The sequence below is a fragment of the Sphingosinicella sp. YJ22 genome (assembly GCF_011320075.1).
In the GTDB taxonomy this organism is placed as follows: Bacteria; Pseudomonadota; Alphaproteobacteria; order Sphingomonadales; family Sphingomonadaceae; genus Allosphingosinicella.
Genome location: NZ_JAANPA010000034.1, coordinates 1 through 22,376 on the forward strand (window position 1 = coordinate 1; position 22,376 = coordinate 22,376).

Annotated in this window: 24 protein-coding genes; 10 read left to right on the plus strand and 14 right to left on the minus strand. The window is 67.4% G+C overall.

Annotation, left to right across the window (positions count from 1 at the left end; translation table 11 throughout):
• The 6 genes from G7B71_RS11915 to G7B71_RS11940 all read right to left on the minus strand — a co-directional run.
• On the minus strand, window positions 1–669 hold a 669-nt coding region (locus tag G7B71_RS11915; RefSeq protein WP_207774782.1), incomplete at its 3' end, for a cytochrome c family protein.
• On the minus strand, window positions 666–1,034 hold the full coding sequence (locus tag G7B71_RS11920; RefSeq protein ID WP_166041160.1) for a cytochrome C oxidase subunit IV family protein: 369 nt from the start codon (window positions 1,032–1,034) through the stop codon (window positions 666–668). The genes G7B71_RS11920 and G7B71_RS11915, both read right to left, overlap by 4 nt.
• A 10-nt stretch (window positions 1,035–1,044) precedes the next feature.
• On the minus strand, window positions 1,045–1,749 hold the full coding sequence (locus G7B71_RS11925; protein ID WP_166041162.1) for a heme-copper oxidase subunit III family protein: 705 nt from the start codon (window positions 1,747–1,749) through the stop codon (window positions 1,045–1,047).
• Between the two features lie 16 nt (window positions 1,750–1,765).
• Complete coding sequence (locus G7B71_RS11930; protein WP_166041164.1) at window positions 1,766–2,383, minus strand: cytochrome c oxidase subunit 3; 618 nt, start codon at window positions 2,381–2,383, stop codon at window positions 1,766–1,768.
• Window positions 2,380–4,122 (minus strand): cbb3-type cytochrome c oxidase subunit I, encoded by a 1,743-nt coding sequence (locus G7B71_RS11935; protein ID WP_166041166.1) that lies wholly within the window; start codon window positions 4,120–4,122, stop codon window positions 2,380–2,382. Before G7B71_RS11935 ends, G7B71_RS11930 begins: the two co-directional genes overlap by 4 nt.
• The gene (locus G7B71_RS11940) at window positions 4,122–4,985 is read right to left on the minus strand and encodes a cytochrome c oxidase subunit II (RefSeq protein ID WP_166041168.1); all 864 of its coding nucleotides are present in this window, start codon (window positions 4,983–4,985) and stop codon (window positions 4,122–4,124) included. Before G7B71_RS11940 ends, G7B71_RS11935 begins: the two co-directional genes overlap by 1 nt.
• A gap of 211 nt (window positions 4,986–5,196) precedes the next feature.
• Here G7B71_RS11940 and G7B71_RS11945 point away from each other — a divergent pair, with 211 nt between their 5' ends.
• From G7B71_RS11945 to G7B71_RS11955, 3 genes are all read left to right on the plus strand, one after another.
• A complete protein-coding gene (locus G7B71_RS11945; RefSeq protein WP_243406228.1) occupies window positions 5,197–5,646 on the plus strand; it encodes a DUF411 domain-containing protein in 450 nt (149 codons plus the stop codon).
• A 104-nt stretch (window positions 5,647–5,750) separates the two neighbouring features.
• Entirely contained in the window at window positions 5,751–7,346 is a 1,596-nt protein-coding gene (locus tag G7B71_RS11950) for a caspase family protein (protein WP_166041169.1), read from the plus strand.
• Window positions 7,347–7,396: 50 nt separating this feature from the next.
• On the plus strand, window positions 7,397–7,639 hold the full coding sequence (locus G7B71_RS11955) for a hypothetical protein (RefSeq protein ID WP_166041171.1): 243 nt from the start codon (window positions 7,397–7,399) through the stop codon (window positions 7,637–7,639).
• Window positions 7,640–7,643: 4 nt separating this feature from the next.
• On the opposite strand, the gene G7B71_RS11960 is transcribed toward G7B71_RS11955, so the two are convergent.
• The 6 genes from G7B71_RS11960 to G7B71_RS11985 are packed head-to-tail and all read right to left on the minus strand — an operon-like array spanning window position 7,644 to window position 12,815.
• On the minus strand, window positions 7,644–7,829 hold the full coding sequence (locus G7B71_RS11960; RefSeq protein ID WP_166041173.1) for a DUF3008 family protein: 186 nt from the start codon (window positions 7,827–7,829) through the stop codon (window positions 7,644–7,646).
• Window positions 7,830–7,880: 51 nt separating this feature from the next.
• On the minus strand, window positions 7,881–9,131 hold the full coding sequence (locus tag G7B71_RS11965; protein ID WP_207774783.1) for an N-succinylarginine dihydrolase: 1,251 nt from the start codon (window positions 9,129–9,131) through the stop codon (window positions 7,881–7,883).
• Entirely contained in the window at window positions 9,131–10,144 is a 1,014-nt protein-coding gene (locus G7B71_RS11970) for an arginine N-succinyltransferase (protein WP_166041175.1), read from the minus strand. Before G7B71_RS11970 ends, G7B71_RS11965 begins: the two co-directional genes overlap by 1 nt.
• The gene (locus G7B71_RS11975) at window positions 10,141–11,349 is read right to left on the minus strand and encodes a hydrolase (RefSeq protein WP_166041177.1); all 1,209 of its coding nucleotides are present in this window, start codon (window positions 11,347–11,349) and stop codon (window positions 10,141–10,143) included. Before G7B71_RS11975 ends, G7B71_RS11970 begins: the two co-directional genes overlap by 4 nt.
• A 48-nt stretch (window positions 11,350–11,397) precedes the next feature.
• The gene (locus G7B71_RS11980) at window positions 11,398–11,874 is read right to left on the minus strand and encodes an RNA pyrophosphohydrolase (RefSeq protein ID WP_166041178.1); all 477 of its coding nucleotides are present in this window, start codon (window positions 11,872–11,874) and stop codon (window positions 11,398–11,400) included.
• The gene (locus tag G7B71_RS11985) at window positions 11,871–12,815 is read right to left on the minus strand and encodes an alpha/beta hydrolase (RefSeq protein WP_166041180.1); all 945 of its coding nucleotides are present in this window, start codon (window positions 12,813–12,815) and stop codon (window positions 11,871–11,873) included. Before G7B71_RS11985 ends, G7B71_RS11980 begins: the two co-directional genes overlap by 4 nt.
• 50 nt (window positions 12,816–12,865) lie before the next feature.
• On the opposite strand from G7B71_RS11985, the gene G7B71_RS11990 reads away from it, so the two are divergent.
• The 4 genes from G7B71_RS11990 to G7B71_RS12005 all read left to right on the plus strand — a co-directional run bounded on the left by G7B71_RS11990 (window position 12,866) and on the right by G7B71_RS12005 (window position 17,245).
• Window positions 12,866–13,786: a histone deacetylase gene (locus tag G7B71_RS11990; protein WP_166041183.1), complete on the plus strand. Its 921-nt coding sequence runs from the start codon at window positions 12,866–12,868 to the stop codon at window positions 13,784–13,786.
• A 72-nt stretch (window positions 13,787–13,858) separates the two neighbouring features.
• Complete coding sequence (locus G7B71_RS11995; protein ID WP_166041184.1) at window positions 13,859–15,736, plus strand: 2-oxoacid:acceptor oxidoreductase subunit alpha; 1,878 nt, start codon at window positions 13,859–13,861, stop codon at window positions 15,734–15,736.
• Window positions 15,737–15,814: 78 nt separating this feature from the next.
• Window positions 15,815–16,840 carry a 2-oxoacid:ferredoxin oxidoreductase subunit beta gene (locus G7B71_RS12000; protein WP_166041186.1) on the plus strand — a complete coding sequence of 342 codons (1,026 nt, stop codon included), beginning with the start codon at window positions 15,815–15,817 and terminating at the stop codon, window positions 16,838–16,840.
• A gap of 72 nt (window positions 16,841–16,912) precedes the next feature.
• Window positions 16,913–17,245, plus strand: a complete 333-nt coding sequence (locus G7B71_RS12005; protein ID WP_166041187.1) for a GIY-YIG nuclease family protein — start codon at window positions 16,913–16,915, stop codon at window positions 17,243–17,245.
• On the opposite strand, the gene G7B71_RS12010 is transcribed toward G7B71_RS12005, so the two are convergent.
• Complete coding sequence (locus G7B71_RS12010) at window positions 17,242–17,958, minus strand: SDR family NAD(P)-dependent oxidoreductase (protein WP_166041189.1); 717 nt, start codon at window positions 17,956–17,958, stop codon at window positions 17,242–17,244. The two genes, G7B71_RS12005 and G7B71_RS12010, sit on opposite strands and share 4 nt — an antisense overlap.
• Window positions 17,959–17,997: 39 nt before the next feature.
• The gene (gene purF, locus G7B71_RS12015) at window positions 17,998–19,455 is read right to left on the minus strand and encodes an amidophosphoribosyltransferase (protein ID WP_166041191.1); all 1,458 of its coding nucleotides are present in this window, start codon (window positions 19,453–19,455) and stop codon (window positions 17,998–18,000) included.
• 142 nt (window positions 19,456–19,597) lie between these two features.
• On the opposite strand from purF, the gene G7B71_RS12020 reads away from it, so the two are divergent.
• Genes G7B71_RS12020 through G7B71_RS12030 form a run of 3 tightly spaced genes read left to right on the plus strand, consistent with a single transcriptional unit; the run spans window position 19,598 to window position 22,367 of the window.
• Window positions 19,598–20,056 carry a hypothetical protein gene (locus tag G7B71_RS12020; RefSeq protein ID WP_166041193.1) on the plus strand — a complete coding sequence of 153 codons (459 nt, stop codon included), beginning with the start codon at window positions 19,598–19,600 and terminating at the stop codon, window positions 20,054–20,056.
• Window positions 20,057–20,100: 44 nt separating this feature from the next.
• The gene (locus G7B71_RS12025; RefSeq protein WP_166041196.1) at window positions 20,101–20,547 is read left to right on the plus strand and encodes a MerR family DNA-binding transcriptional regulator; all 447 of its coding nucleotides are present in this window, start codon (window positions 20,101–20,103) and stop codon (window positions 20,545–20,547) included.
• A 23-nt stretch (window positions 20,548–20,570) separates the two neighbouring features.
• Window positions 20,571–22,367, plus strand: a complete 1,797-nt coding sequence (locus G7B71_RS12030) for an acyl-CoA dehydrogenase C-terminal domain-containing protein (RefSeq protein ID WP_166041198.1) — start codon at window positions 20,571–20,573, stop codon at window positions 22,365–22,367.
• Window positions 22,368–22,376 lie beyond the last annotated feature (9 nt).

Below are 22,376 nucleotides of genomic sequence, written 5' to 3' on the forward strand. Positions count from 1 at the left end.
GGGGGCCGGCGCCGGGGCCGGGAAGGGCGGGGCGCCGGGCGAGACGCGCGCCAGATAGGCGATGAGGTGGGCGCGGTCGCGCGGGTTCCTCAGGCCGGCGAAGGCCATGCGCGTGCCCGGCACGGCGCGGGCCGGGCTGGCGAGGAACTGGTCGAGGGCCTCGTAGGTCCAGCGGCCGCCGGCGCCGGCCAGGGCGGGGGAATAGTTGAAACCTCCGTGCGACGCATAGGCGCGGCCGACGACGCCATGGAGGTTGGGACCGGTGCGGTTGGGCCCGCCGGCCTCGAACGTGTGGCACGACATGCACACCTGGGCGGTGCGCTCGCCGCGGCCGGCATCGGCGCCAGCGAGAAGGGTGCCGAGATCGACCGGCGCGGCGGGGCCGGCGGCCTGCTGCGCGCTCTGCGGCAGGGTCACCCGTCCGGCCTCGAGGTCGCGGACATAGCCGAGCAGGATCTCGCGGTCGCCGGGCCGCGCCTCGCCGCCCGGCCAGTTGCGCTGGGCGCTGGCGAGGTCGATCGGCGCTACGCCCTCGATCGGGTAGCCGCGCTGCTCGGGATAGGTGATCGGCATCGCCCAGGATCCGAACCACAAGCAGAAGCCGAGCGTACCGAAGGCGAGGGTGACCGCCGCCCAGACCTTGCTGCGCTCCCAGAAGTCGCGCTTCATCCGCCGGCTCCAAGGAACAGGATGCGCGTCCAGAAGGTGTAGTCCGCTTCGACCCACATCAGATAGACGAGCGTTCCGAGCGCCAGCGGTGGCACCAGGATCGCGTAGACGAGCGCCATCCGCTCCCACGCCATGTGCATGAAGATCGCCACGATCAGTCCTGCCTTGAGCAGCATGAAGGTGATGATCAGGATCCAGCGAAGCGCGCCCTCCACCTGGAAATAGTCGACTGCATAGGAAAGGGCGCTGAGCACGAACAGAAGCCCCCAGATTTTCAGGTAGAGGGCGATAGGCGGCGAGGCATGGTCGTGAGCGAGCGCGGGAGCTTCGCTATGGGCGACGTCATGGCCGGGCGCGTGGTTCATAAGCAGGCTCTCACCACAGATAGAAGAAAGCGAAGATGAAGACCCAGACGAGGTCGACGAAGTGCCAGTAGAGGCCGGCGATCTCGACCGCCGCGTAGCCGCGCTGCTCGTAATGGCCGCGCAGCACTTTCGAGGCGACGATCAGAAGCATGATCACGCCGGCGGAGACGTGGAGGCCGTGAAAGCCTGTGATCATGAAGAAGGAGGCGCCGAACTGCTCCGCGCCCCACGGATTCTCCCAGGGGCGTACCCCTTCGTGGATCAGCTTCGTCCATTCGAACGCCTGCATGCCGACGAAGGTCGCGCCGAGGATGGCGGTGGCGAACATCAAGGCCGCGGTGACCTTGCGGTTGCGCCGGTATCCGAAGTTGACCGCCATCGCCATCGTGCCGGACGAGCTGATCAGCACGAAGGTCATGATCGCGATCAGGATGAGCGGGATCGACTGGCCGAATAGGGTCAGCGCGAACACCTCGCTGGCGTTGGGCCAGGGCGCGGTCACCGACGAGCGCATGGTCATGTAGGAAACGAGGAAGCTGGAGAAGATGAAGGTGTCGGAGAGGAGGAAGATCCACATCATGGCCTTCCCCCAATGGACCTGGCAGAAGGCCTCCTGGTCGCCGGCCCAGTCGGCGGTGAGGTCGCGAAGCGCCTGGGGCGGGCCGCCACGCTCCATGGCGGTTTCGTCCGCGTCGGTACGCACTACCGTCGACATGCCAGACGTCTCCTCGTCAGGTCGCCACGAACAGCCCCAACATCACCAGCCAAACGAACAGCAGGAAGTGCCAATAGGTCGCGGTCAGCTGGATCCTCAGCGCCACCCCCGGTCCGGCGCCGAGGCCGAGAAGCGCCCGCGCCCAGAAATAGAGGCCGCCGAGCACGTGCACGCCATGGAGCGCCGTGATCAGGTAGAAGAAGGCGGCCGCCGGGTCGTCGCGAAGGCCGTGCCCGGCTGCGACGAGCTCGCGCCACAGCATCAGCTGGCCGATCAGGAAGATGATCCCGAGCAGCCCGGCGGAGAAGGCCCATATGCCGGCTTGCCGCCCGCGCCGGGCGCTGATCCGCGCCGCTTCCCAGGCGAAGCTGGCGAGAAACAGCGTAATGGTGTTGGCCCACAGCAAGGGCGGCTCGGCGAGCGGGCGCCAGCCGCCCATCTCGCCATGGCCCATGCCGGGCATGCCCATGCGCATGAGATAGGCCGAGGTGACGAGGCCGAACAGGACCGCGGCGACGCCGAAATAGAGGACCAGCACCACTTTCGCCGCGGGCGGCCGGTCGCTGCCGCCCACGGCGGGGCTGGCGCCGGGAGTCTCCCAGCTCTTCTCGGCGAGGCGCGAGACCAGGCTCATGGCTTCACGTCCCCGGGTCCGGCGGCGGGCGGCGGCTCGTTCTGAGGCACGAAGTCGCGCGGCGCCCCCGGAACGCTATAATCATAGGCCCAGCGATAGACCGTCGGCAGCTTGTCGCCCCAATTGCCGTGCGCCGGCGGCGTGTCCGGAGTGTGCCATTCGAGCGAGGCGGCGCCCCATGGGTTGGGATCGGCCTTGGGACCGCGAAACAGGCTCCAGATCATGTTGGTGAAGAACAGGAACTGCGCCGCGAACACGAAGCCGGCGGCGATGGTAATGCCCATGTTGGCGTAGTGGACGGAGTCCGGGATGAACATCGTCTCGCCCAGCGCATAATAGCGCCGTGGCACGCCGAGCATGCCGATATAATGCATCGGCAGGAAGATCGCGTAGGCGCCGAGGAAGGTGATCCAAAAATGCGCGCGGGCGAGCGTGTTGTTCCACATCCGGCCGGTGATCTTGGGGTACCAGTGATAGATCGCCCCGAAGATCACCAGGATCGGCGACACGCCCATCACCATGTGGAAATGGCCGATCACGAAGAAGGTGTCGGACAGCGGCACATCGACGCTGACATTGCCGAGGAACAGGCCGGAGAGGCCGCCATGGATGAAGGTGAACAGGAAGGCGATGGCGAACAGCATCGGCACGCTGAGGTGGATGTCGCCGCGGTAGAGGGTGAGCAGCCAGTTGTAGACCTTGATCGCGGTCGGAATGGCGATGATCAGCGTCGAGGTCGCGAAGAAGAACCCGAAATAGGGGTTCATGCCGCTGACATACATGTGGTGCGCCCACACGAAGAAGGACAGCGCGCCGATGATCACGATCGCCCACACCATCATCCGGTAGCCGAAAATGTTCTTGCGGGCGTGGACGCTGATCAGATCTGACACGATGCCGAAGGCGGGCAGGGCGACGATATAGACCTCGGGGTGACCGAAGAACCAGAACAGGTGCTGGAACAGGATCGGCGATCCGCCCTCGTGGCCGGTCTGCTCGCCCATCGAGATGATCGTTGGAACGAAGAAGCTGGTGCCGGCGACGGAATCGAGGATGGTCATCACGGCGGCGACGAACAGCGCCGGGAAGGCGAGCAGGCCCATGATCGAGGCGACGAAGATGCCCCACACGCTGCACGGCATCCGCATCAGGGTCATGCCCCGGGTGCGCGCCTGAAGGACGGTGGTGACATAGTTGAGGCCGCCCATGGTGAAGGCGACGATGAAGATGGCGAGGCTCGCCATCATCATGATGATGCCCCAGCTCGCGCCCGGCGTGCCCTCGAGGATGGTCTGCGGCGGGTAGAGCGTCCAGCCTCCGCCGGTCGGGCCGCCGGGCACGAACAGGCTCGCCACCAGCACGATCACCGAGAGGAGATAGACCCAGTAGCTCAGCATGTTGACGAACGGGAACACCATGTCCCGGGCGCCGACCATCAGCGGGATGAGATAGTTGCCGAACCCGCCGAGCAGCAAAGCGGTGAGCAGGTACACCACCATGATCATGCCGTGCATGGTGACGAACTGGAGGTAGTTGTCCGGCTGGATGAACTGGAACTCGCCGGGGAAGCCGAGCTGCAAACGCATCAGGAAGGACAAAACCAGGGCCAGGATCCCGACCGAGACCGCGGTCACCGCATATTGGATCGCGATGACCTTATGGTCCTGGCTCCACACATATTTGCCGATCCACGTTTTGGGGTGGTGAAGCGGCGTCAGGTCGTCTGCGATCGTCGCCATCAGTGCGCTGCCCTCCCGCTCGGTCTTGCTGCCGGCGCCGCATCGGCGAGCCGCACCCCGCGCGCCTCCGCCTCCGCGAGCACCTGGCCGAAGGTCATCTGTTCGGCGAGCCAGCGGTCGAAATCGGCCTGCTGCTCGACCACGACGGTGCCGCGCATCTGGTGATGGCCGACGCCGCACAGCTCGGCGCACAAAATGTCGAAGCTGCCGGCCACGGTCGGAGTCATCCAGAAATAGGTGACGATGCCCGGCACCAGGTCCATCTTGGCGCGGAACTGCGGCACGTAGAAATCGTGGAGCACGTCCTTGGACCGAAGCACCATCTTGACCGGCCGGCCGAGCGGCAGGTGCAGCTCGTTGGTCTCGATCAATATGTCGTCGCGGCCATAGGGATCGCGCGGGTCGATCCCGAACGGATTGTCCGCATTGATATGGGCGACCTCGGCCGCCCCGAGCACTCCATCCGGTCCTGGATAGCGAAACGCCCACTGCCATTGCTGGCCGGTCGCCTCGACGATCGCGGCGTCGTCGGGGACGGTGACATATTCGTGCCAGGCGATGAGGCCGGGCGCGAGCATCGCGGCGATGCCGACCCCGGTCCACAGGGTCAGGCGCTTCTCGAGCTTGGCGTTCTCAGGCTCGTAATGGGCGACGTTGCCGGGACGGTGCCGGTAGCGCCAGATCGCCCAGGCCATGAACAGGTTGAGGACGATGAAGGCGATCGCGCAGATGTAGAGCGTGACCTCGAGCGCGGTGTCGATCGAGCCCCAGTTGGACGCAATCGGGGTCATCCACCATGGACTGAACAGGTGGAAAAGGATCGACCCGACTACAAGCAGCGCTATTCCGATCGCCACATACATGCGGAGCCCCCTGGGGTGCCCCGCGGACCGGAAGAGCCTGACCTGGACCTCCCGAACACGCGGGAACCAAACCAACTATGCGGCGATCATGCGCGAATTTCTGCGCCATGGAAAGAGCAGGCCGCATCGGGGCTGTGGGTAGCGGCCCCGGCATCGACATTTGGGCGCCGATGGGGCACTCCCGGGCTTGGTTTGACGCGGAGGCAGTGACGTGAACATCGGACGGCGCGGATTTCTGGGCCTTGCGGCGGCGGGGCTGATCGCGTGCAGCACCGCCGAGCAGCCGCCGCGGCTGGTGCGCGTGTACAGGAGCCCGACCTGCGGCTGCTGCGGCGACTGGGTCACGCACCTTCGCCAGAACGGCTTCGAGGTCGAGGTGCAGGAGATCGACGATCTCGAGCCGATCGCCCTGCGGCTCGGCGTGCCGGAGCAACTGCGCTCCTGCCACACCGGCGAGATCGGCGGCTATTTCGTCGAGGGCCATGTCCCCGCCGCCGACATCCAGCGCCTGCTCGCCGAGCGGCCGAACGCTCTCGGCATCACCGTGCCAGGCATGCCGATCGGCTCGCCGGGCATGGAACGCGGCAACGTCCGTCAGCCCTACCAGACCCTGCTGGTCGACCGTTCGGGCACACCAAGCGTGTTTGCCGACCACGGCTAATCCGGCTACTTGGTCGCTTTCAAAAAGCTGTCGATCGCATTTTGCTGCCGTTCAGTTCGCCGCCGGCACAACTCGCTTCGTCGTATGGGATAGAGGGGATCGTCATGCGTGCTGCCGCCTTGTTGATTGCCACTGCGCTTGGTTTGTCGCTCAGCCTTCCTGCCGCCGCCCAGCCGAACCGACCGCCGCGGCCGGTGCTGCCGCTGGCGACTGGCCAAGGCCATGCCGGCGAGCTGACTCCGCTCGATACCCAGCGCCGCTCCGGCAAATATGAGGACGTCTACCGAATCGACGGCCGGCGCGGGCAACGCATCGAGCTCAACCTGAGCTCGGACGATTTCGACCCTTATCTGCTCGTCACCGGCCCCGGCGGCTATGTCATGTCGAACGACGATGATGGCCGCGGTGAGACCTTGAACAGCCGCCTGGTGATCGAGCTGCCCGAGGACGGCAGCTACCGGGTCTCGGCGACCAGCTTCTCGCCCGGCGCGATGGGCGCCTATCGCCTCGCCGCCGCGGCGCCTGCCGCCGGCGAGCGCGCCGAGGCGCCCCAGCCGGCGATGGCGATCGCGCTCGGAAGCACGGTCAACGGCCGCCTCGATCGCGACGACCTTCGCTTCGGCGACGACAAGTTCCAGGATCGCTATCGCCTGACCGCCCGCCGCGGCGATCGGGTGCGGGTCAGCGTGGGGTCGCCCGATTTCGACACCGTGCTCAACCTGCAGGGGCCGGACGGCGCGACCCAGAGCAACGACGACAGCCAGGACAATGGCGACGTCAGCACCAACAGCCGCATCGACACGGTGCTCGCCGAGGATGGCGACTATGTCGTCACCGTCACCTCCTACGCGGCCAATGCGACGGGCAAGTATCGCCTGAGCATCGAGCCGGGCACGCCCAATCCCCGCCATGCCGGGGTCCAGGCCGGACCGCGCGTGCTCGCGGTCGCGGTCGGGGTTTCCGATTATGAGCGCATGTCGGACCTTCCGCACACCGACGGCGACGCCACCGAGCTGCTCGCGGCCCTTCGCCAGAACGGCCAGCTCCATCCGCAGAGCATCGCGCTGACCAACGCCCAGGCGACCACCGAAGCGGTGCGCGCGGCGCTTCAGCGGGCGGCACGGACCGCCGGGCCGAACGACCTCGTCATGTTCTTCTTCTCGGGGCATGGCGACCAGGTCGACGTCCCGCGCAGCGCCCGCGAACTCGACGGGCGGGCCGAGACGATCGAACTCTACGACGCCGCGATGACCGACGTTCAGCTGGAGCCGCTGATCGACGGGCTCAACGGCCGCACCGTGCTCGTCGCGATCGACAGCTGCTACAGCGGCGGCTTCCGCAATCTCGTCAACCGGCCGAACGTGATGGGCCTGTTCAGCTCCGAGGAGGATTTGACCAGCCTGGTCGCGGCGCGGCTCGAGGCGGGCGGCTATTTGTCCTATTACCTGCGCACCGGCCTGTCGGGCGAGGCGGACCAGGACGGCGACCGCGTGATCAGCGCCGGCGAGCTCGCCACCTATCTGCGCCGCAACTTCCGCCTGGAAGGCGACATCCCTGCGACGACCCGCGAGGACGAATCGAATTATCAGTATTTGCTCGTCGAGCGTGGCGGACTGCACGTCGACGACGGTCTCGTCCGTCTCGGCGCTCCGGCCCAGGCCGCGGTCGCGTCGAACCAGGCAGGCGGCAAGACTCCCTGAGGCAACCGCTCTCTCGCCTGCATCGTTGCAGGCGGGAGAGGAGTGAGCGGATGGCCGATCCGAAGTCGATTGAGGGTACGCCGACCAGCGCCGACGGGGTCACCGAGCGCGATCCGTCGATCCCCGCCAGCGAGGAGGGCACCGGAATCATCCCCGAGGATGAGGGCCGCGGGCAAGGCGACACGCACGTTCCGGCGAGCGAAGCCGACACCTCGCCGGTCGAGGGCGAGGAGGAATCGCCGCTGCAAAGCTGGCCGGGCCGCGGCCCCGGAAGCATCCCGCCGCCGGGCTGACCTGTCAGTCGCCGGCGTGCTCGGGCTTGCCCTTGCGCTTGGTCGAGGCGAACTCCTCGAGCTGCTTCTCGGTCATCGATCCGGCCATCTGCTTCGACGCGCCCTTGAGCTTGCTCTTCGGGGTGTCGCCGCGTTTGGCCGACAGCGCGGCCCCGGCGGCCTTCTGTTGGGCGGCTGACTTGGCGGGCATGGCGAACTCCTTTCGCCGCTGAAAACCGTCCGCGGCGAAGCCCGGTTCCGCTCAGGCGAGGACGGCGAGGTCCAGCAGGTCGAGAAGCGCGGCGCGTGCTCGCACGACCTGTTCGGCGAGCGCGGGATCCACGAGGTCGGCGGGGGCGATCGCCTCCGGCCAGTGGCGCTCGATGCAGTCGGCGATGCGGTCGAGCTTCGCCTCGTCAACCAGGAAGCGCGGGTCGATGGTGGCGGGATCGGCGACGACTCGAAGCCTCAGGCAGGCGGGGCCGCCGCCATTGGCCATGGATTGGCGTACATCGACGACGATCAGCTCGCGGATCGGGCCGTTGCCGGCGACCATCTCCTGAAGCCACGCCCATACCGGCGCCGTCTCGCGCGCTTCCTCGGGCAGGATCAGCGCCATGCCGCCCTCGGGAAGAGTCACCAGCTGGGCGTTGAACAGATAGGATCTGACGGCGTCGGCGAGGCTGACCCGGTCCGCGGGCACCTCGACGATCTCGACCTGCGGCAGCAGCCGACGTAGGTCGGCATGAAAAGCGTGGCGGTCGTCGAACGCCTGCTCGTGGGCGAACAGGACCGTCTCGTTGGCGACCGCGACCACGTCATTGTGGAAGGCGCCAGCGCCGATCGCGGTTTCAGATTGCTGCACGAACAGGGTGCGGTCGGGGTCCAGCCCGTGAAAGCGGGCCACCGCGTGGCTCGCCTCGACATGCTGGCGCGCAGGGAAGGCCTTGCCGCGCACGCCGTAGACGAACACCTCTACGCCGGGCGCGTCATGCCGCGGGGCGAGGCGCATATGATTGGCCGCCCCCTCGTCGCCGAACGCCGGCCATACCGGCGGGTGGATCTCGAAATGGCGCTGGTCGGCGAAAGCGAGCTTCAGCTGTTCCAGCGTCTCCGGCCATTCGTGGCTTCGATGCGCCATGGTGCGCAGGTTCGCGACGGTGAGGTGGCAGCGCCCGTCGCCGGTATCCGGTGCGGGGGAGACGGTCGCGGCATTGGCCGCCCACATCGGCGAGGCGGAGAAGGCCGCCGCGCGCAGCGGCTCGGAGGCGCCGGCCACGTCGGTCTGCAGGGTCGCCAGCCAGTCCGTGTTGGGGCGCCGGTGGGGCAGGAGGATGCCCTGGGCGAGGCCGCGGCGGACGTTGGCGCGCATCTTCGCCACGCCTTCCAGCGCTGCCCGCCTCGGATAGGAGGTGTCGCCGAGATGGATGGTCGAGGCGATGTTGCCGTGGCTGAGCCCGGCATAATTGTGGCTCGGCCCGATGATCCCGTCGAAATTGATCTCGGCCAGCATCAGCGCGCGGCCGCGAGGAACGTCTGGCCCGGTTCGATGCCAAGCAGTTCGGCGGTCGCCGCGTCGAGAGTCGCCCGGTCGCCGTCGATTCGGACCTTGCCCCAGGCGGCCGCGAAGTCATCGAGCCGTCCGGCCGCGACCAGCATGGTGGTGCCGCCCTCGTCATGCGTGCCGGCGAAGGTCAGCTCGTTCGACTCGCGCACGGTGCGCAGCTGGTCGATCGGCGCGGCCATGGTCGGGCCGCCGTCGAAGATGTCGATATAGCCGTCGCCGCGGAAGCCTTCCGCCTCCAGCATGCGCATCGCGGCGCGGCCGGACGGGTGCGGCACGCCCATCACGCTTCGCGCGCTTTCGGGCAGCATCGCGGTGTAGATCGGAGTCTTGGGCATCAGATCGGCGATGAACTGGGTGCCGTGGACCCCGTTGAACGAGTCCGCTTCCTGAAACGTCATGCCGAAGAAGCGCCCGGCGATCGCGTCCCAGAAAGGCGAGCCGCCTTTCTCGTCGATGACTCCGCGAAGCTCGGCGAGCACGCGCTCGGTAAAGCGCGCGCGGTGAAGCTTCATGAACAAATAGCGGCTTCGCGCGAGCAGCATGCCGAGGCCGCCGGCGCGGGCGGCCGGATGGAGAAACAGGCCGCCGACCTCCGATGCACCCTCGAAATCGGTGCACAGCGTCAGCATCTCGGCGCGGAAGGTGCGGTTCAGTTCCGGCGAATGCTGGGTCAGCGCGCTGACCCGATAGGAGTAGAAAGGCTGGCGCTGGCCGACCATTCCGAACACCTGGCAGGTGCCGCGGATGACGCCTTCCTTGGGGTCTTCCAGCACGAACATGTAGAGGTCGTCGCCGGGCGCGTCCTCGGCCTTGCCAAAGCCTTCCTGCGAGCGGGCGAGTTTGTCGACCAGGGCCGCCTTGTCCGCGGGCAGGTTGGTGAAGCCGCCGCCGGTCAGCTTGGCCATTTCGTAGATGGCGGCGAAATCGTCGCCGCGCGCGGGCCGGACTCGGTAGCTCACGGGCGACCCTCGGCGAGGCGGAGGATGGTGAGGGCGGAAAGGGCGGCGCGCTCGCCCAGGCTGTCGACGATCAGAAATTCCTCCGGAGAATGAATGGCGCCCCCGCGCGCGCCCATCGTGTCGACGACGGGCACGCCGCAGGCGGCGATGTTGTTGCCGTCGCACACCCCGCCGGTGTCGCGCCAGCTTATGCTTTGGCCGAGGTCGCGGCCACAGTCGCGGACGAGCTCGAACAGGCGTTTGGCCTCGGGAGTCATCGGCTTGGGTGGACGGCCGAACCCGCCATGGACGTGGATGGCGACGTCATGCGCGGCGGCGACCGCGGCGACGGTCTCGTCGATCAGCCGCTGGGCATGGTCCTGGTCGGCGGGCGTTGTGGGTCTGAGATTGACCCGAAGCACGGCATGGTCGGGAACGACATTGTTGGGACTGCCGCCGTCGATCTTCGCGGGATTGATCTTGAACCCGGGTGCTCGCGCCTGGGCGAGCCGGAGTGCGATGTCGGCGGCCGCGACCAGTGCGTTGCGGCCTTCCTCCGGATTGCGTCCTGCATGGGCCGAGCGGCCGCGAACGACGATGCTGAAATTGCCGCTTCCTGGGCGGGCGCCGGCAAGCGTTCCGTCGGGCAGTGCCGAGGGCTCGTAGGTGAGCGCCGCGTGCTTGCCGCGCGCCGCCTCGGCGATCAGCGCCGCCGATCCGGGCGAGCCCACTTCCTCGTCGCTGTTGAGCACGACCTCGTAGCCGATCCGGTTCGCGAGCGGCGACTCTTCCACCGCCTCGAGCGCGGCGAGCATGACCGCGATCCCGCTCTTCATGTCGGCGACTCCGGGCCCGCCGAGCACGCCGTCGTCGCGCCAGAACACCTGCTGGAATGGATGATCGGCGGCGAAGACGGTGTCGTAATGGCCGGTGAGGAGCAGCTGCAGCGGAGCCTCCGGCCGGACCTTGAGATGGAGGTTGCGGCCATGGTCCAGCGGCGCGGTGTGCCCGTCGGCACGCACCGTCTCGACCGGCGCGGCGTCGACCAGGGTCAGGCTCCCCGGGAGCTTCGAGAAACCGCCGGCGAGCAGCCCGGCCATCGTCGCAAGGCCGTCGAGATTGCGCGAGCCGCTGTTGATTGCCGCCCAGGTCTGCACCTGGTCCAGCATCGGCGCGGCGCGAGCCGCTTCGACCGCTGCGGCTTCGAGGCTGGTGAGTTCCCCCATGCGGCAGGGCTCTAGCGGGCGAAATGGCGGATTTCCACCACCCGCCGGTTAGAGATGAGCGCGGAAGGCCGCGATGACCTCCTCGTAGAGCTTCTTCTTGAACGGCACGATCATCGCCGGCAGGTCGTCGACGTCGGCCCAGCGCCAGGCGCGGAATTCGGGGTCCGGGGTCTGCAGGTTCACGTCATCGTCCTCGCCGAGGAAGCGGGCGAGGAACCAGGTCTGGCGCTGGCCGCGCCATTTCTCCTTCCACACCACGCCGATCAGGTCCTCAGGCAGGTCGTAGGTGAGCTCGTGCGGGCAGCGCGTCACGATCTCGACCAGGCCGCGGCTGATGCCGGTCTCCTCCTCAAGCTCGCGAAGCGCGCCGTCCTCGGCGTCCTCGCCCTCGTCGAGTCCGCCCTGCGGCATCTGCCAAGCCTCGAGCTTGCTATCGAGCCGCTGGCCGACCCAGATCTTCCCTTCGCGGTTGACCAGCATGATGCCGGCGGCGGGGCGGTAGCTATATTCGCTGAGATCCTTCATCGCCCCTTCTCCACAAGCAGCTTCAGAGCCGCGACCGACCGCGCCACGTCGTCGTTGGCGGACGGCAGCGCGCGGCGCAGGTTGATGAAGCCGTGAACCGTGCCCTGCATTTCCAGGTAGATTGTGTCGACCCCGGCCTGGACGAGCGCGGCGGCATAGACCCGGCCCTGGTCGCGGATCGGGTCGAGGCCGGCGGTGGTGATCAGGGTCGGCGGCATCCCCGCCTGGTCCTTGGCGAGCGGTGCGAAGCGCCAGTCCGCCTTGTCGCCGGCATAGCATTTGTCGAACCAGTCCATGCTTCCGCTGCTCAGCAGGAAGCCGTCGCCGAACTGATCGCGGCACGGGTAACGACGCGTCGGCTCGCTCGCCGGGTAGATCGGCCATTGCGCGACGACCGGCACCGCTGCGGGGTCGTCGCGCAGGCACAGGCTGACGACCACCGCGAAATTGCCGCCGGCGCTGTCGCCGAACGGCACGAGGCCGGTGACCTGCCGCTCCAGCGCCTCCGGGCTCCCGGCCAGCCAGCGCGCCGCGGCGATGGCGTCGTCAATTCCGGCGGGGAAGGGGTGCTCGGGGGCGAGGCGATAGTCGACCGCGACCACCGGCAAGTCCATCTGCCGCGCGACCTCGGCGCAGAACGGCTCATGGGTGTCGAGGTCGCCGAGCACCCAGCCGCCGCCATGGTAGAAGACCATCAGCGGCCCCGGTTCGCGCGTCTCGCGCGCATCGTAGAGGCGCAGCCGGAGCGGGCCACCCGGACCTTCCATGACCAGGTCGCGCATCACCGCCAGCTCGCCGACCGGCGCGTCGGCGACGTGGCGCGAGGCGTGGAGCAGGTTGCGCGCGTCGGCGAGCGGCATCTGATACGCCTTCTGGTTGGGCAGCGCGTTCACGTAACTGAGGAAGGTCCGCACGTCGGGGCGGACGAAAGGCTCGCTCATCAAGTCTCCGTCGGGTGGGCGGGGAGAGGAAAGGGCACTAACTAGGGGCGGTGATCGCGGTCGTCCATCATCCGGATTATGTGCTGCCGGCGGCCTATGCGCCCACGCCCAAGGCCAACAAGAACGCGCTCATCCGCGATGCGCTCCTCGGCTGCGGGGAGGAGATCGAGTGGATCGAGCCGGAGCCCATGCCGCTCGACTGGCTGCGCGCGGTGCATTGCCCGGACTATGTCGCGGAGGTCGTCGAGGCGCGGGTGCCGGCCTCCAAGGAAAGGCGGATCGGCTTTCCGGTCACGCCGCCGGTGGCATTGCGCTCGCAACTAGTTCCGGGCGGCACCTATGCGGCGGCGCTGGCGGCAAAGGAGCGGGGCTTCGCCGCAAACACGGGCGGCGGTAGCCACCACGCGCTTCACGACACCGGCGCGGGCTATTGCGTGTTCAACGATCTTGCGCTCGCCGCGGCGCGGCTGGTGGGGGAAGGGGAGGCGCACCGCGTGCTGATCGTCGACTGCGACGTGCACCAGGGCGACGGCACCGCCGCGCTCACCGCGGGTCATCCGGACATCGCCACCTTCTCGATCCATGCCGAACGCAACTTCCCGGTTCGCAAGGCGCGATCGACCCTCGACGTGGCGCTTCCGGACGGAGTCGAGGACGCGGAATATCTCCAATTGCTCGAGCATCATCTGGTGCCGCTGGTCGACGATTTCGCGCCTGACCTCATCCTCTACCAGGCCGGAGTCGACCCGCTTGCCGACGACCGGCTCGGCCGGCTGGCGCTGAGCCAGGACGGCATCGACCGGCGCGACACATTTGTCGCGTCGCTGGCCCGATCACGCGCCATTCCGCTCGCAAGCACGCCCGGCGGGGGCTATAATGCGGACCTGACGGAAATCGCACGCCGTCATGTGCGTTCTATCCTGACGCTGGCAGCGGCATATGCCGGCCCTCAGGTTGCGGTTCGGCTCTGAAACGCTACCTTGACGCCACACCGGCCGCGCCGCACGGAGGCGCCCGAGAACCGAAAGCTGGACATTTCTTTCATGGCGACCGCCACCAAGTTCGTTACCTCTGAAGATCACGCCCGCGATGTCCCCGAAGCCGTGGTGGTCCGCTTTGCGGGCGACAGCGGCGACGGCATGCAGCTGACCGGAAGCCAGTTCACTTTGTCGACCGCGCTCGCCGGCAACGACCTCGCGACCTTCCCGGACTTCCCGGCCGAGATCCGCGCGCCTCAGGGCACGACCTTCGGAGTCTCCGCCTTCCAGATCAATTTCGGATCTGCGACGATCGACACCGCGGGCGACGAGCCGGACGTTCTGATCGCGATGAACCCGGCGGCGCTGAAGACCAATGTGGACGCGCTCAAGCTCGGCGGCCTGATCATCGTCGACGAGGGCGAGTTCGGAGCGCGCAACTTTGCCAAGGCGGGCTACGAGCAGAACCCGCTCGAGGACGGAAGCCTCGCCAAGTGGCAGGTCGTCCCGTTCAACATCTCGCAGCTCACCCTCGACGCGGTGAAGCCGTTCGGCCTCGGCAACAAGGAGGCCCTGCGCTGCAAGAACATGTGGACGCTCGGCCTCGCGCTGTGGATGTTCGACCGGCCCCGCAAGCCGGTGGAGGACTGGCTCAAGGCCAAGTTCGCCAAGGCGCCGCAGCTCGCCGAGGCCAATATCGTCGCTCTCAACGCCGGCCACGCCTTCGGCGAGACCGCCGAGATCGGCTCGCCGCTCAAGCAGCATCATGTCGATCCGGCGCCGGCCGAGCCGGGCCTCTACCGCACCGTCACCGGCGCGGAGGCGATCTCGCTCGGCCTCGTCGCGGGCGCCCAGCTCGCCGGCCTGCCGATGTTCTTCGGCGGCTATCCGATCACCCCGGCGAGCGCGATCCTCCACCATCTCGCGCGCTACAAGGAATTCGGAGTCGTCACCTTCCAGGCGGAGGACGAGATCGCCGCGATCGGCGCCGCGATCGGCGCGAGCTTCGCGGGAAGCCTTGGCGTCACTTCGTCGTCCGGCCCCGGCATCGCGCTCAAGACCGAGGCGATGGGCCTCGCGATCATGACCGAGCTTCCGCTCGTCATCGTCAACTCGCAGCGCGGCGGGCCGTCGACAGGACTTCCCACGAAGACTGAGCAGTCGGACCTATATCAAGCAGTTTACGGCAGAAACGGCGACGCGCCGATGCCTGTGATCGCCGCCCGCTCGCCGGCCGACGCGTTCGACTGCGCGATCGAGGCGTGCCGGATCGCGGTCCAGTACATGACCCCGGTCATGCTGCTGACCGACGGCTATATCGCCAATGCCGCCGAGCCGTGGAAAGTGCCGGACACGACCACGTTCGAGCGCTTCGACGTTGCCTTCCACGACGCGCCGCTCGGCGAGGGCGAGGCGGTCAATCCCTATGCCCGCGACGACAAGCTTAAGCGCGTGTGGATCAAGCCGGGTACCGCGGGCCTGATGCACCGCATCGGCGGCATCGAGAAGAATGTCGGCACCGGCCACATCGACTACGACCCCGCCAACCACCAGGCGATGACCGATATCCGGGCCGACAAGGTGCTCGGAGTCGCCAACTCGATTCCGCCGCAGGGGCTGGAGCAGGGCGAGGCCGGCGCTGCGCTCGCCGTCGTCGGCTGGGGCTCGACCTACGGCCCGATCGCCCAGGCGGTTCGCCGCGCCCGCGCCCGCGGCCTCGACGTTGCCCACGTCCACATCCGCCACATCTGGCCGCTTCCGACCAATCTCGGCGAGCTTCTGCGCGGGTTCGGCAAGGTCATCGTGCCGGAGATGAACAACGGCCAGTTGAAGACGCTGCTGCGCGATCAGTATCTCGTCGATTGCCGACCGCTGACCAAGGTCTCCGGCCAGCCGTTCAAGATCCGCGAGATCGAAACCGCCATCGACGAGGCCCTGGCATGAACCCGCCCCGCCTGATCCCGCTCGTCGCGATGCTCGCCGTGGTCGTCGTGCTGATCTATTATCTGTGGAGCTGATGTGATGACCGAGATGGTCAAGCTGACGGCGAAGGACTTCGCCACCGACCAGGAGGTGCGCTGGTGCCCCGGCTGCGGCGACTATGCCGTTCTGAAGGCGGTGCAGCGCACTCTGCCGGAGATCGGCGTCGATCCGTCGAAGACCGTGTTCATCTCGGGCATCGGCTGCTCGAGCCGCTTTCCCTATTATATGGAGACCTACGGCTTCCACACGATCCACGGCCGCGCGCCGACGATCGCGACCGGGGTGAAGCTCGCCAATCCCGAGCTCGACGTGTGGATCATCACCGGCGACGGCGACGCGCTGTCGATCGGCGGCAACCACACGATGCACGTGCTGCGCCGCAACCTCGACTGCCAGATCCTGCTGTTCAACAACGAGATCTACGGCCTCACCAAGGGCCAGTATTCGCCGACCTCGCGGGTCGGCACGCGCTCGCCCTCGACTCCGTTCGGCTCGGTCGACCGGCCGGTCAGCCCGTCGGCGTTCGCGCTCGGCTCGGGCGCGCGCTTCGTCGCGCGCGGCATCGACGTTCACAAGAATTTGCCGGCGGTGCTGAAGGCCGCGCACGCCCATCGCGGCGCCTCGTTCGTCGAGATCTACCAGAATTGCATCGTCTACAATGACGACGTCTTCGCGCCGTTCACCGCCAAGGAGAATGCCGGCAACCAGCTGTGGCTGGAGGCCGGGCAGCCGATGCTGTTCGCGAGCGGCACCAAGGGCATCACGCTCGACCGCGAGCGCCTCTGTCTCAAGATCGTCGACGTGATCGACGGCGACTGGCAGGGCGCCGAGGTGATCGTCCACGAGCCGCACAACCGCGGCGTCGCCCACATGCTCGTCGAGATGCCGGTCGGTCAGGGCTGGCCGGTCGCTCTTGGCGTCCTCTACGAGGATCCGGCGCCGACCTTCGAGAGCGCCATCATCGAGCAGAACCGCGCATTGAGCGAAGGCAAGCCCGCCGACCTCCAGGCGCTGGTGTCCAAGGGCCAGACCTGGGAAGTCGCCAAGGAACCGCGCGAAATCTGAGGCTTCGGTTTACTCCCGGGATCCGTTCGGGCTGAGCTTGTCGAAGCCCTCCCTTTTCTACAGGTTCAGGACATGCCGTTCTGGACCTACATGCTCCATTGTGCGGACCGCACCTTCTACGTCGGCCATAGCGACGACCTGGAGGCGCGGCTGTGGCAGCATGTGAATGGCTATTTCCCGACCTGCTACACGGCCACGCGGCTGCCGGTGAAGCTCGTGTGGTGCGAGGAAATGCCGACCCGTTACGAAGCTCTGGAAGCCGAGCGTCGGATTAAGGGCTGGAGCAGGGCCAAGAAGCTCGCGTTGATCCGTGGCGACTGGACGATGATCCAGGCGCTGGCTCGCAACTCGGAAGAGAAAGGGAGGGCTTCGACAGGCTCAGCCCGAACGGCGGAGGGGAGTTAAGGCTTTTCCACCACGAGCCGGTGGCCGGTGTCGAAATCCCTTTCGAGCAGCGCCAGGATCGCGTTGGCGACGTCGCCCGGCTGCTTGATCGTCGCCGGGTCCTCTCCCGGGAAGGCGCGGGTGCGCATCACCGTCGCGGTAGCGCCGGGGTCGACGAGGGCGACGCGGATGTTCGAGATTTTCTGGACCTCGTCGGCATAGCTCAGCGCCAGAGTCTCGAGCGCGGCCTTGGACGCGGCATAGGCGCCCCAGAAGGCGCGCGGGCGGGTGCCGACGCTCGAGGTGATGGCGAGCAGGCGCGCGTCCTCGCTTCGGCGGAGCAGGAGATCGAAGGCCGCGATCATCGCCTGGTTGGCAAGGAGGTTGAGGGTCAGCACCTTGCTGAATTCCTTGGCGTCGATCTGCGGCACCGGAGTCAGCGTTCCGAGCATCGCGGCGTTGAGCACGAGGATGTCGAGCTTGCCCCAGCGCTCAGCCACCGCGCCGGCGAGGCGGGCGATGCTCTCGCTCGCGGTAAGATCCATCGGCGCGATCGTCGCGGTGCCACCGGCGGCGTGGATTCGCTCCTCGACGCCTTCCAGCTCCTCGGCGGTGCGGGCGGTGATGATGACATGGGCGCCGGCGGCTCCCAGCGCCTCGGCGGTGGCGGCGCCGATGCCGCGGCTCGCGCCCGTGACGAGGGCGGTGCGCCCGGCAAGTCGATCTTTGGTCATGCGGGGCGGCTACTCAGGAACGGGCCCGGAGGGAAGGGGTCAGGCGTATTCGAGCTGGTGACGGCGCTCGGCCTCGTCATGATCGGTCAGCGTGGTCGGATAGTCGCCGGTGAAGCAGGCATCGCAATAGCTCGGCTTCGCCGCCTCGCGGCCGCTGTCGCCTACCGCGCGATAAAGGCCGTCGATCGAAAGGAAGGCGAGGCTGTCGGCATGGATATGCTCGGCCATGCCCGGCACGTCCATCTTGGCGGCGAGCAGCTTCTCGCGCTCGGGCGTGTCGACTCCGTAGAAGCAGCTGTGGCGAGTCGGCGGCGAGGCAATGCGCATATGGACCTCGGCCGCGCCGGCCTCGCGAAGCATCTGCACGATCTTCATGCTGGTGGTGCCGCGTACGATCGAATCGTCGATGAGGACGATTCGCTTGCCGGCGATCAGCGCGCTGTTGGCGTTGTGCTTCAGCTTGACGCCGAGGTGGCGGACCTGGTCGCTCGGCTGGATGAAGGTGCGCCCGACATAATGGGAGCGGATGATGCCGAGCTCGAACGGGATGCCGCTTTCCTGGGCATAGCCGATCGCCGCCGGGACGCCGCTGTCCGGCACCGGCACGACCATGTCGGCCTCGACCGGGTTCTCGCGCGCCAGCTCGGCGCCGATGCGCTTGCGCACGGTGTAGACCGAAGTGCCGTCGACGACGCTGTCGGGGCGCGAGAAATAGACATGCTCGAAGATGCACGGCCGCGCCGGATGGTCGCCGAACGGGCGCATCGAGCGGACGCCCTCGTCGTTGACGATGACCATCTCGCCCGGATCGACGGTGCGGAGATAGGTCGCGCCGACCACGTCCAGGGCCACGGTCTCGCTGGCGAAGATGGTCGCGTTGCCGAGCTTGCCCATGACCAGCGGACGGATGCCGAGCGGGTCGCGGCAGGCGATCAGCCCTTCCTCGGTGAGGATGACGAGGCTGTAGGCGCCTTCGACCCGGCGCAGCGCGTCGATCAGCCGGTCGAGCAGGCCGCGATAGGTGGACGTGGCGACGAGGTGGATGATCACCTCGGTGTCGCTAGTCGACTGGAAGATCGAGCCGCGGCGGTTGAGCTCGGCACGAAGGAACATCGCGTTGGAGATGTTGCCGTTGTGGGCGACCGCGAATCCGCCATTGGCGAGGTCGGCGAACAAGGGCTGGACGTTGCGCAGCGCGGTCTCGCCGGTGGTGGCGTAGCGGACATGGCCGATCGCGGCCTCACCCTGAAGCTTGGCCACCGCGTTGGTGGTCCCGGCGAAGATGTCGCCGACCTTGCCCATCGCGCGATGCGAGTGGAAATGGCTGCCGTGGCGGCTGGTGATCCCGGCCGCTTCCTGGCCGCGATGCTGAAGCGCATGGAGGCCGAGCGCGACCACCGCGGCGGCGGTGTCGGCACCCCAGATGCCGAAGACGCCGCACTCCTCGCGCAGCTTGTCGCCGTAGGCGTCGAGGTCGAAGGGATTGGTCGTCAGCATCAACAAGCTTCCGTGGGCCCAAGCGGCGCTGTTTGAGTTGCGTGTGCCTGTGCCGTCCCGCGGCGCTCAGGTCCATGTCAAATCGTGACGAGGGCCATATGGTCTGTTGCAGGCGAACCTTCAATGAGGGCAGGGGACCGCCATGCGAAACCATGTCGCCGCCCTCGCGCTGCTGGTCGCTTTATACGGCTGCGGCGACGGCGGAGATACCAGCGGCGACGCCGCGACCGGCCTCGCCGGGCTTTACGAAGGCGGCGAAGGGCCGCGCCGGAACCAGCTGTGCGTGGCCGAGCGCGACGGGGCGGAGCGCTTCGGCCTCATCCTGCGGGCGGGCCAGGGCAACAACAGCTGCACCGGCAAGGGCAGGGCGACCCGCCAAGGCGAGCGGCTGTCGCTGGCGATGCAGGGCGACGAAAGCTGCGTAATCGAGGCGCGCATCCACGGCTCGCGAATCACTCTCCCCGCCACCCTGCCACCGGGCTGCGCCTATTATTGCGGACCCGGCGTCGAGATGGCCGGCGCGCGCTTCGACCAGGCCGGCGACAGCGACGGGGACGCCCGCCGCGCGGTCGACCTGGTCGGCGACCCGCTCTGCGGCTGAGCAGGCTCTTTACGTTGACGTGAACGTAAAGTATCCCGGCGGACATGCCGAATTCCGCCCTGCACGCCGACTTCCATCAGCACAGCGCCAGCACGGCGACCTATTCGATCACCGATCTGTGCAGCGAGTTCGGGGTCACGCCGCGCGCGCTTCGCTTCTACGAGGACGAGGGGCTGATCGCCCCGCAGCGCCAGGGCCTCGCCCGAATCTATTCATGGCGCGACCGCGCCCGCCTCGCCTGGATCCTGCGCGGCAAGCGCGTGGGCTTCAGCCTCGCCGACATTCGCGAGATGATCGACCTCTACGACAAGGATGACGGCCGCCACGCCCAGCGCCTGATGACCCTGGAGAAATGCCGCGGCCGCGTCGACACGCTGAAGAAGCAGAAGCTCGATATCGACGCCACGATCGACGAGCTCGAGCGGTTCATCGCGATGGTCGAGGAAGCCGAAGCCCAGTCCCCGCCGGCGCCGCGCGCCGCGCGCGGCTGACATAAACCCAAAGAGGAAGAGAGATGCCGACCTATACCGCCCCCGTCCGTGAATCGCGCTTCATCATCGAGGAGGTGTTGGGGGTCGAGCGCTATTCGAACCTGCCCGGCTTCGAGAATGCGACTCCGGACATGATCGAGGCGATCCTGACCGAGGCCGGCCGCTTCTGCTCCGAAGTGCTGGCGCCCTTGAATCGCGTCGGCGACGAGGAAGGCTGCACCCGCCAGGACGACGGCTCGGTGACCACGCCGACCGGCTTCAAGGACGCCTGGGACCAGTTCGTGGCGGGCGGCTGGACCGGCCTGTCGGCGCCCGAGGAATATGGCGGGCAGGGACTTCCGCAGCTGATCGCGACCGCGGTCAGCGAATATCTGCTGTCGGCCAACCAGGCCTTCGAAATGTATCACGGCCTGACCATGGGCGCCGAGGCGTCGATCCTGGTCAAGGGGTCGGAGGAGCAGAAGCGCACCTATCTGCCCAACATGATCGCCGGCAAATGGACCGGCACGATGAACCTCACCGAGCCGCATTGCGGCACCGATCTCGGCCTCTTGAAGACCCGCGCCGAGCCGCAGGCCGACGGCAGCTACAAGATCACCGGCACCAAGATCTTCATCTCGTCGGGCGAGCACGACCTTGCCGAGAACATCATCCACCTCGTGCTGGCCAAGATCGCCGGCGCTCCGGACACGGTGAAGGGCATCTCTCTCTTCATCGTGCCCAAGTTCCTCGTGAACGAGGACGGCTCGCTCGGCGCCCGCAACGGCGTCAGCTGCGGCTCGATCGAGCACAAGATGGGCATCCACGGCAATTCGACCTGCGTGATGAACTATGACGACGCGACCGGTTATCTCGTCGGCGAGCCGGAGAAGGGCCTCGCGGCGATGTTCATCATGATGAACGCAGCGCGCCTCGGAGTCGGCCTCCAGGGCCTCGCCCAGGGCGAGGTCGCCTATCAGAACGGAGTCACCTACGCGAAGGAGCGCCGCCAGGGCCGTGCCCTCGTCCCCGACGCCCGCGATCCCAACGCCAAGGCCGATCCGATCATCGTGCATCCCGACGTCCGCCGGATGCTGATGGAGGCCAAGGCGTTCAACGAGGCGGCCCGCGCCCTCGTCCTGTGGGGCAGCCTCCAGGTCGACCTCATGCGCCGCGCCCAGGACGAGGAGACCAAGCAGCAGGCCGACGACCTGCTCGGCCTGCTCACTCCGGTGATCAAGGGCTATTTGACCGACAAGGGCTTCGAGGCCGCGGTCAACATGCAGCAGGTCTATGGCGGCCACGGCTACATCCGCGAATGGGGCATGGAGCAGTTCGTCCGCGACGCGCGAATCGCCCAGATCTATGAAGGCACCAACGGCATCCAGGCGCTCGACCTCGTCGGCCGCAAGTTGCCCAAGGACGGCGGCCGCGCGATTATGTCGTTCCTCAAGCTGGTCGGCGAGGAAGCCGCCGCGGCCAAGGGCAATGAAGACCTCAAGCCGCTCGCCGAGGCGCTCGAGCAGGCGAACAGCGACCTCCAGGCCTCGACCATGTGGCTGATGCAGAACGCCATGGCCAACCCGAACCAGGCCGGCGCCGCGGCTTATCCCTACATGACGATCATGGGCATCGTTTGCCTCGGTCTCATGTGGCTGCGCATGGCCAAGGTCAGCTCCGATGCGCTCAAGAACGGCGGCGCCGGCGACGACTTCCACCAGAACAAGCTGGTGACCGCCCGCTTCTTTGCCGCCCGGGTCATGCCGGAAACCGTGTCGCTGCGCCGCAAGGTCGAAGCCGGCGCCGACACCATCATGGCGCTCCCGGCCGAGGCGTTCTGATCGGAGGGC

Excerpts from the sequence above, each read along its gene's own strand:
- G7B71_RS11920 (WP_166041160.1), bottom strand. The coding sequence starts at position 1,034 with ATGAACCACGCGCCCGGCCATGACGTCGCCCATAGCGAAGCTCCCGCG.
- G7B71_RS11925 (WP_166041162.1), bottom strand. The coding sequence starts at position 1,749 with ATGTCGACGGTAGTGCGTACCGACGCGGACGAAACCGCCATGGAGCGT.
- G7B71_RS11930 (WP_166041164.1), bottom strand. The coding sequence starts at position 2,383 with ATGAGCCTGGTCTCGCGCCTCGCCGAGAAGAGCTGGGAGACTCCCGGC.
- G7B71_RS11935 (WP_166041166.1), bottom strand. The coding sequence starts at position 4,122 with ATGGCGACGATCGCAGACGACCTGACGCCGCTTCACCACCCCAAAACG.
- G7B71_RS11940 (WP_166041168.1), bottom strand. The coding sequence starts at position 4,985 with ATGTATGTGGCGATCGGAATAGCGCTGCTTGTAGTCGGGTCGATCCTT.
- G7B71_RS11950 (WP_166041169.1), top strand. The coding sequence starts at position 5,751 with ATGCGTGCTGCCGCCTTGTTGATTGCCACTGCGCTTGGTTTGTCGCTC.
- G7B71_RS11955 (WP_166041171.1), top strand. The coding sequence starts at position 7,397 with ATGGCCGATCCGAAGTCGATTGAGGGTACGCCGACCAGCGCCGACGGG.
- G7B71_RS11960 (WP_166041173.1), bottom strand. The coding sequence starts at position 7,829 with ATGCCCGCCAAGTCAGCCGCCCAACAGAAGGCCGCCGGGGCCGCGCTG.
- G7B71_RS11965 (WP_207774783.1), bottom strand. The coding sequence starts at position 9,131 with ATGCTGGCCGAGATCAATTTCGACGGGATCATCGGGCCGAGCCACAAT.
- G7B71_RS11975 (WP_166041177.1), bottom strand. The coding sequence starts at position 11,349 with ATGGGGGAACTCACCAGCCTCGAAGCCGCAGCGGTCGAAGCGGCTCGC.
- G7B71_RS11980 (WP_166041178.1), bottom strand. The coding sequence starts at position 11,874 with ATGAAGGATCTCAGCGAATATAGCTACCGCCCCGCCGCCGGCATCATG.
- G7B71_RS11985 (WP_166041180.1), bottom strand. The coding sequence starts at position 12,815 with ATGAGCGAGCCTTTCGTCCGCCCCGACGTGCGGACCTTCCTCAGTTAC.
- G7B71_RS11995 (WP_166041184.1), top strand. The coding sequence starts at position 13,859 with ATGGCGACCGCCACCAAGTTCGTTACCTCTGAAGATCACGCCCGCGAT.
- G7B71_RS12000 (WP_166041186.1), top strand. The coding sequence starts at position 15,815 with ATGACCGAGATGGTCAAGCTGACGGCGAAGGACTTCGCCACCGACCAG.
- G7B71_RS12005 (WP_166041187.1), top strand. The coding sequence starts at position 16,913 with ATGCCGTTCTGGACCTACATGCTCCATTGTGCGGACCGCACCTTCTAC.
- G7B71_RS12010 (WP_166041189.1), bottom strand. The coding sequence starts at position 17,958 with ATGACCAAAGATCGACTTGCCGGGCGCACCGCCCTCGTCACGGGCGCG.
- purF (WP_166041191.1), bottom strand. The coding sequence starts at position 19,455 with ATGCTGACGACCAATCCCTTCGACCTCGACGCCTACGGCGACAAGCTG.
- G7B71_RS12020 (WP_166041193.1), top strand. The coding sequence starts at position 19,598 with ATGCGAAACCATGTCGCCGCCCTCGCGCTGCTGGTCGCTTTATACGGC.
- G7B71_RS12025 (WP_166041196.1), top strand. The coding sequence starts at position 20,101 with ATGCCGAATTCCGCCCTGCACGCCGACTTCCATCAGCACAGCGCCAGC.
- G7B71_RS12030 (WP_166041198.1), top strand. The coding sequence starts at position 20,571 with ATGCCGACCTATACCGCCCCCGTCCGTGAATCGCGCTTCATCATCGAG.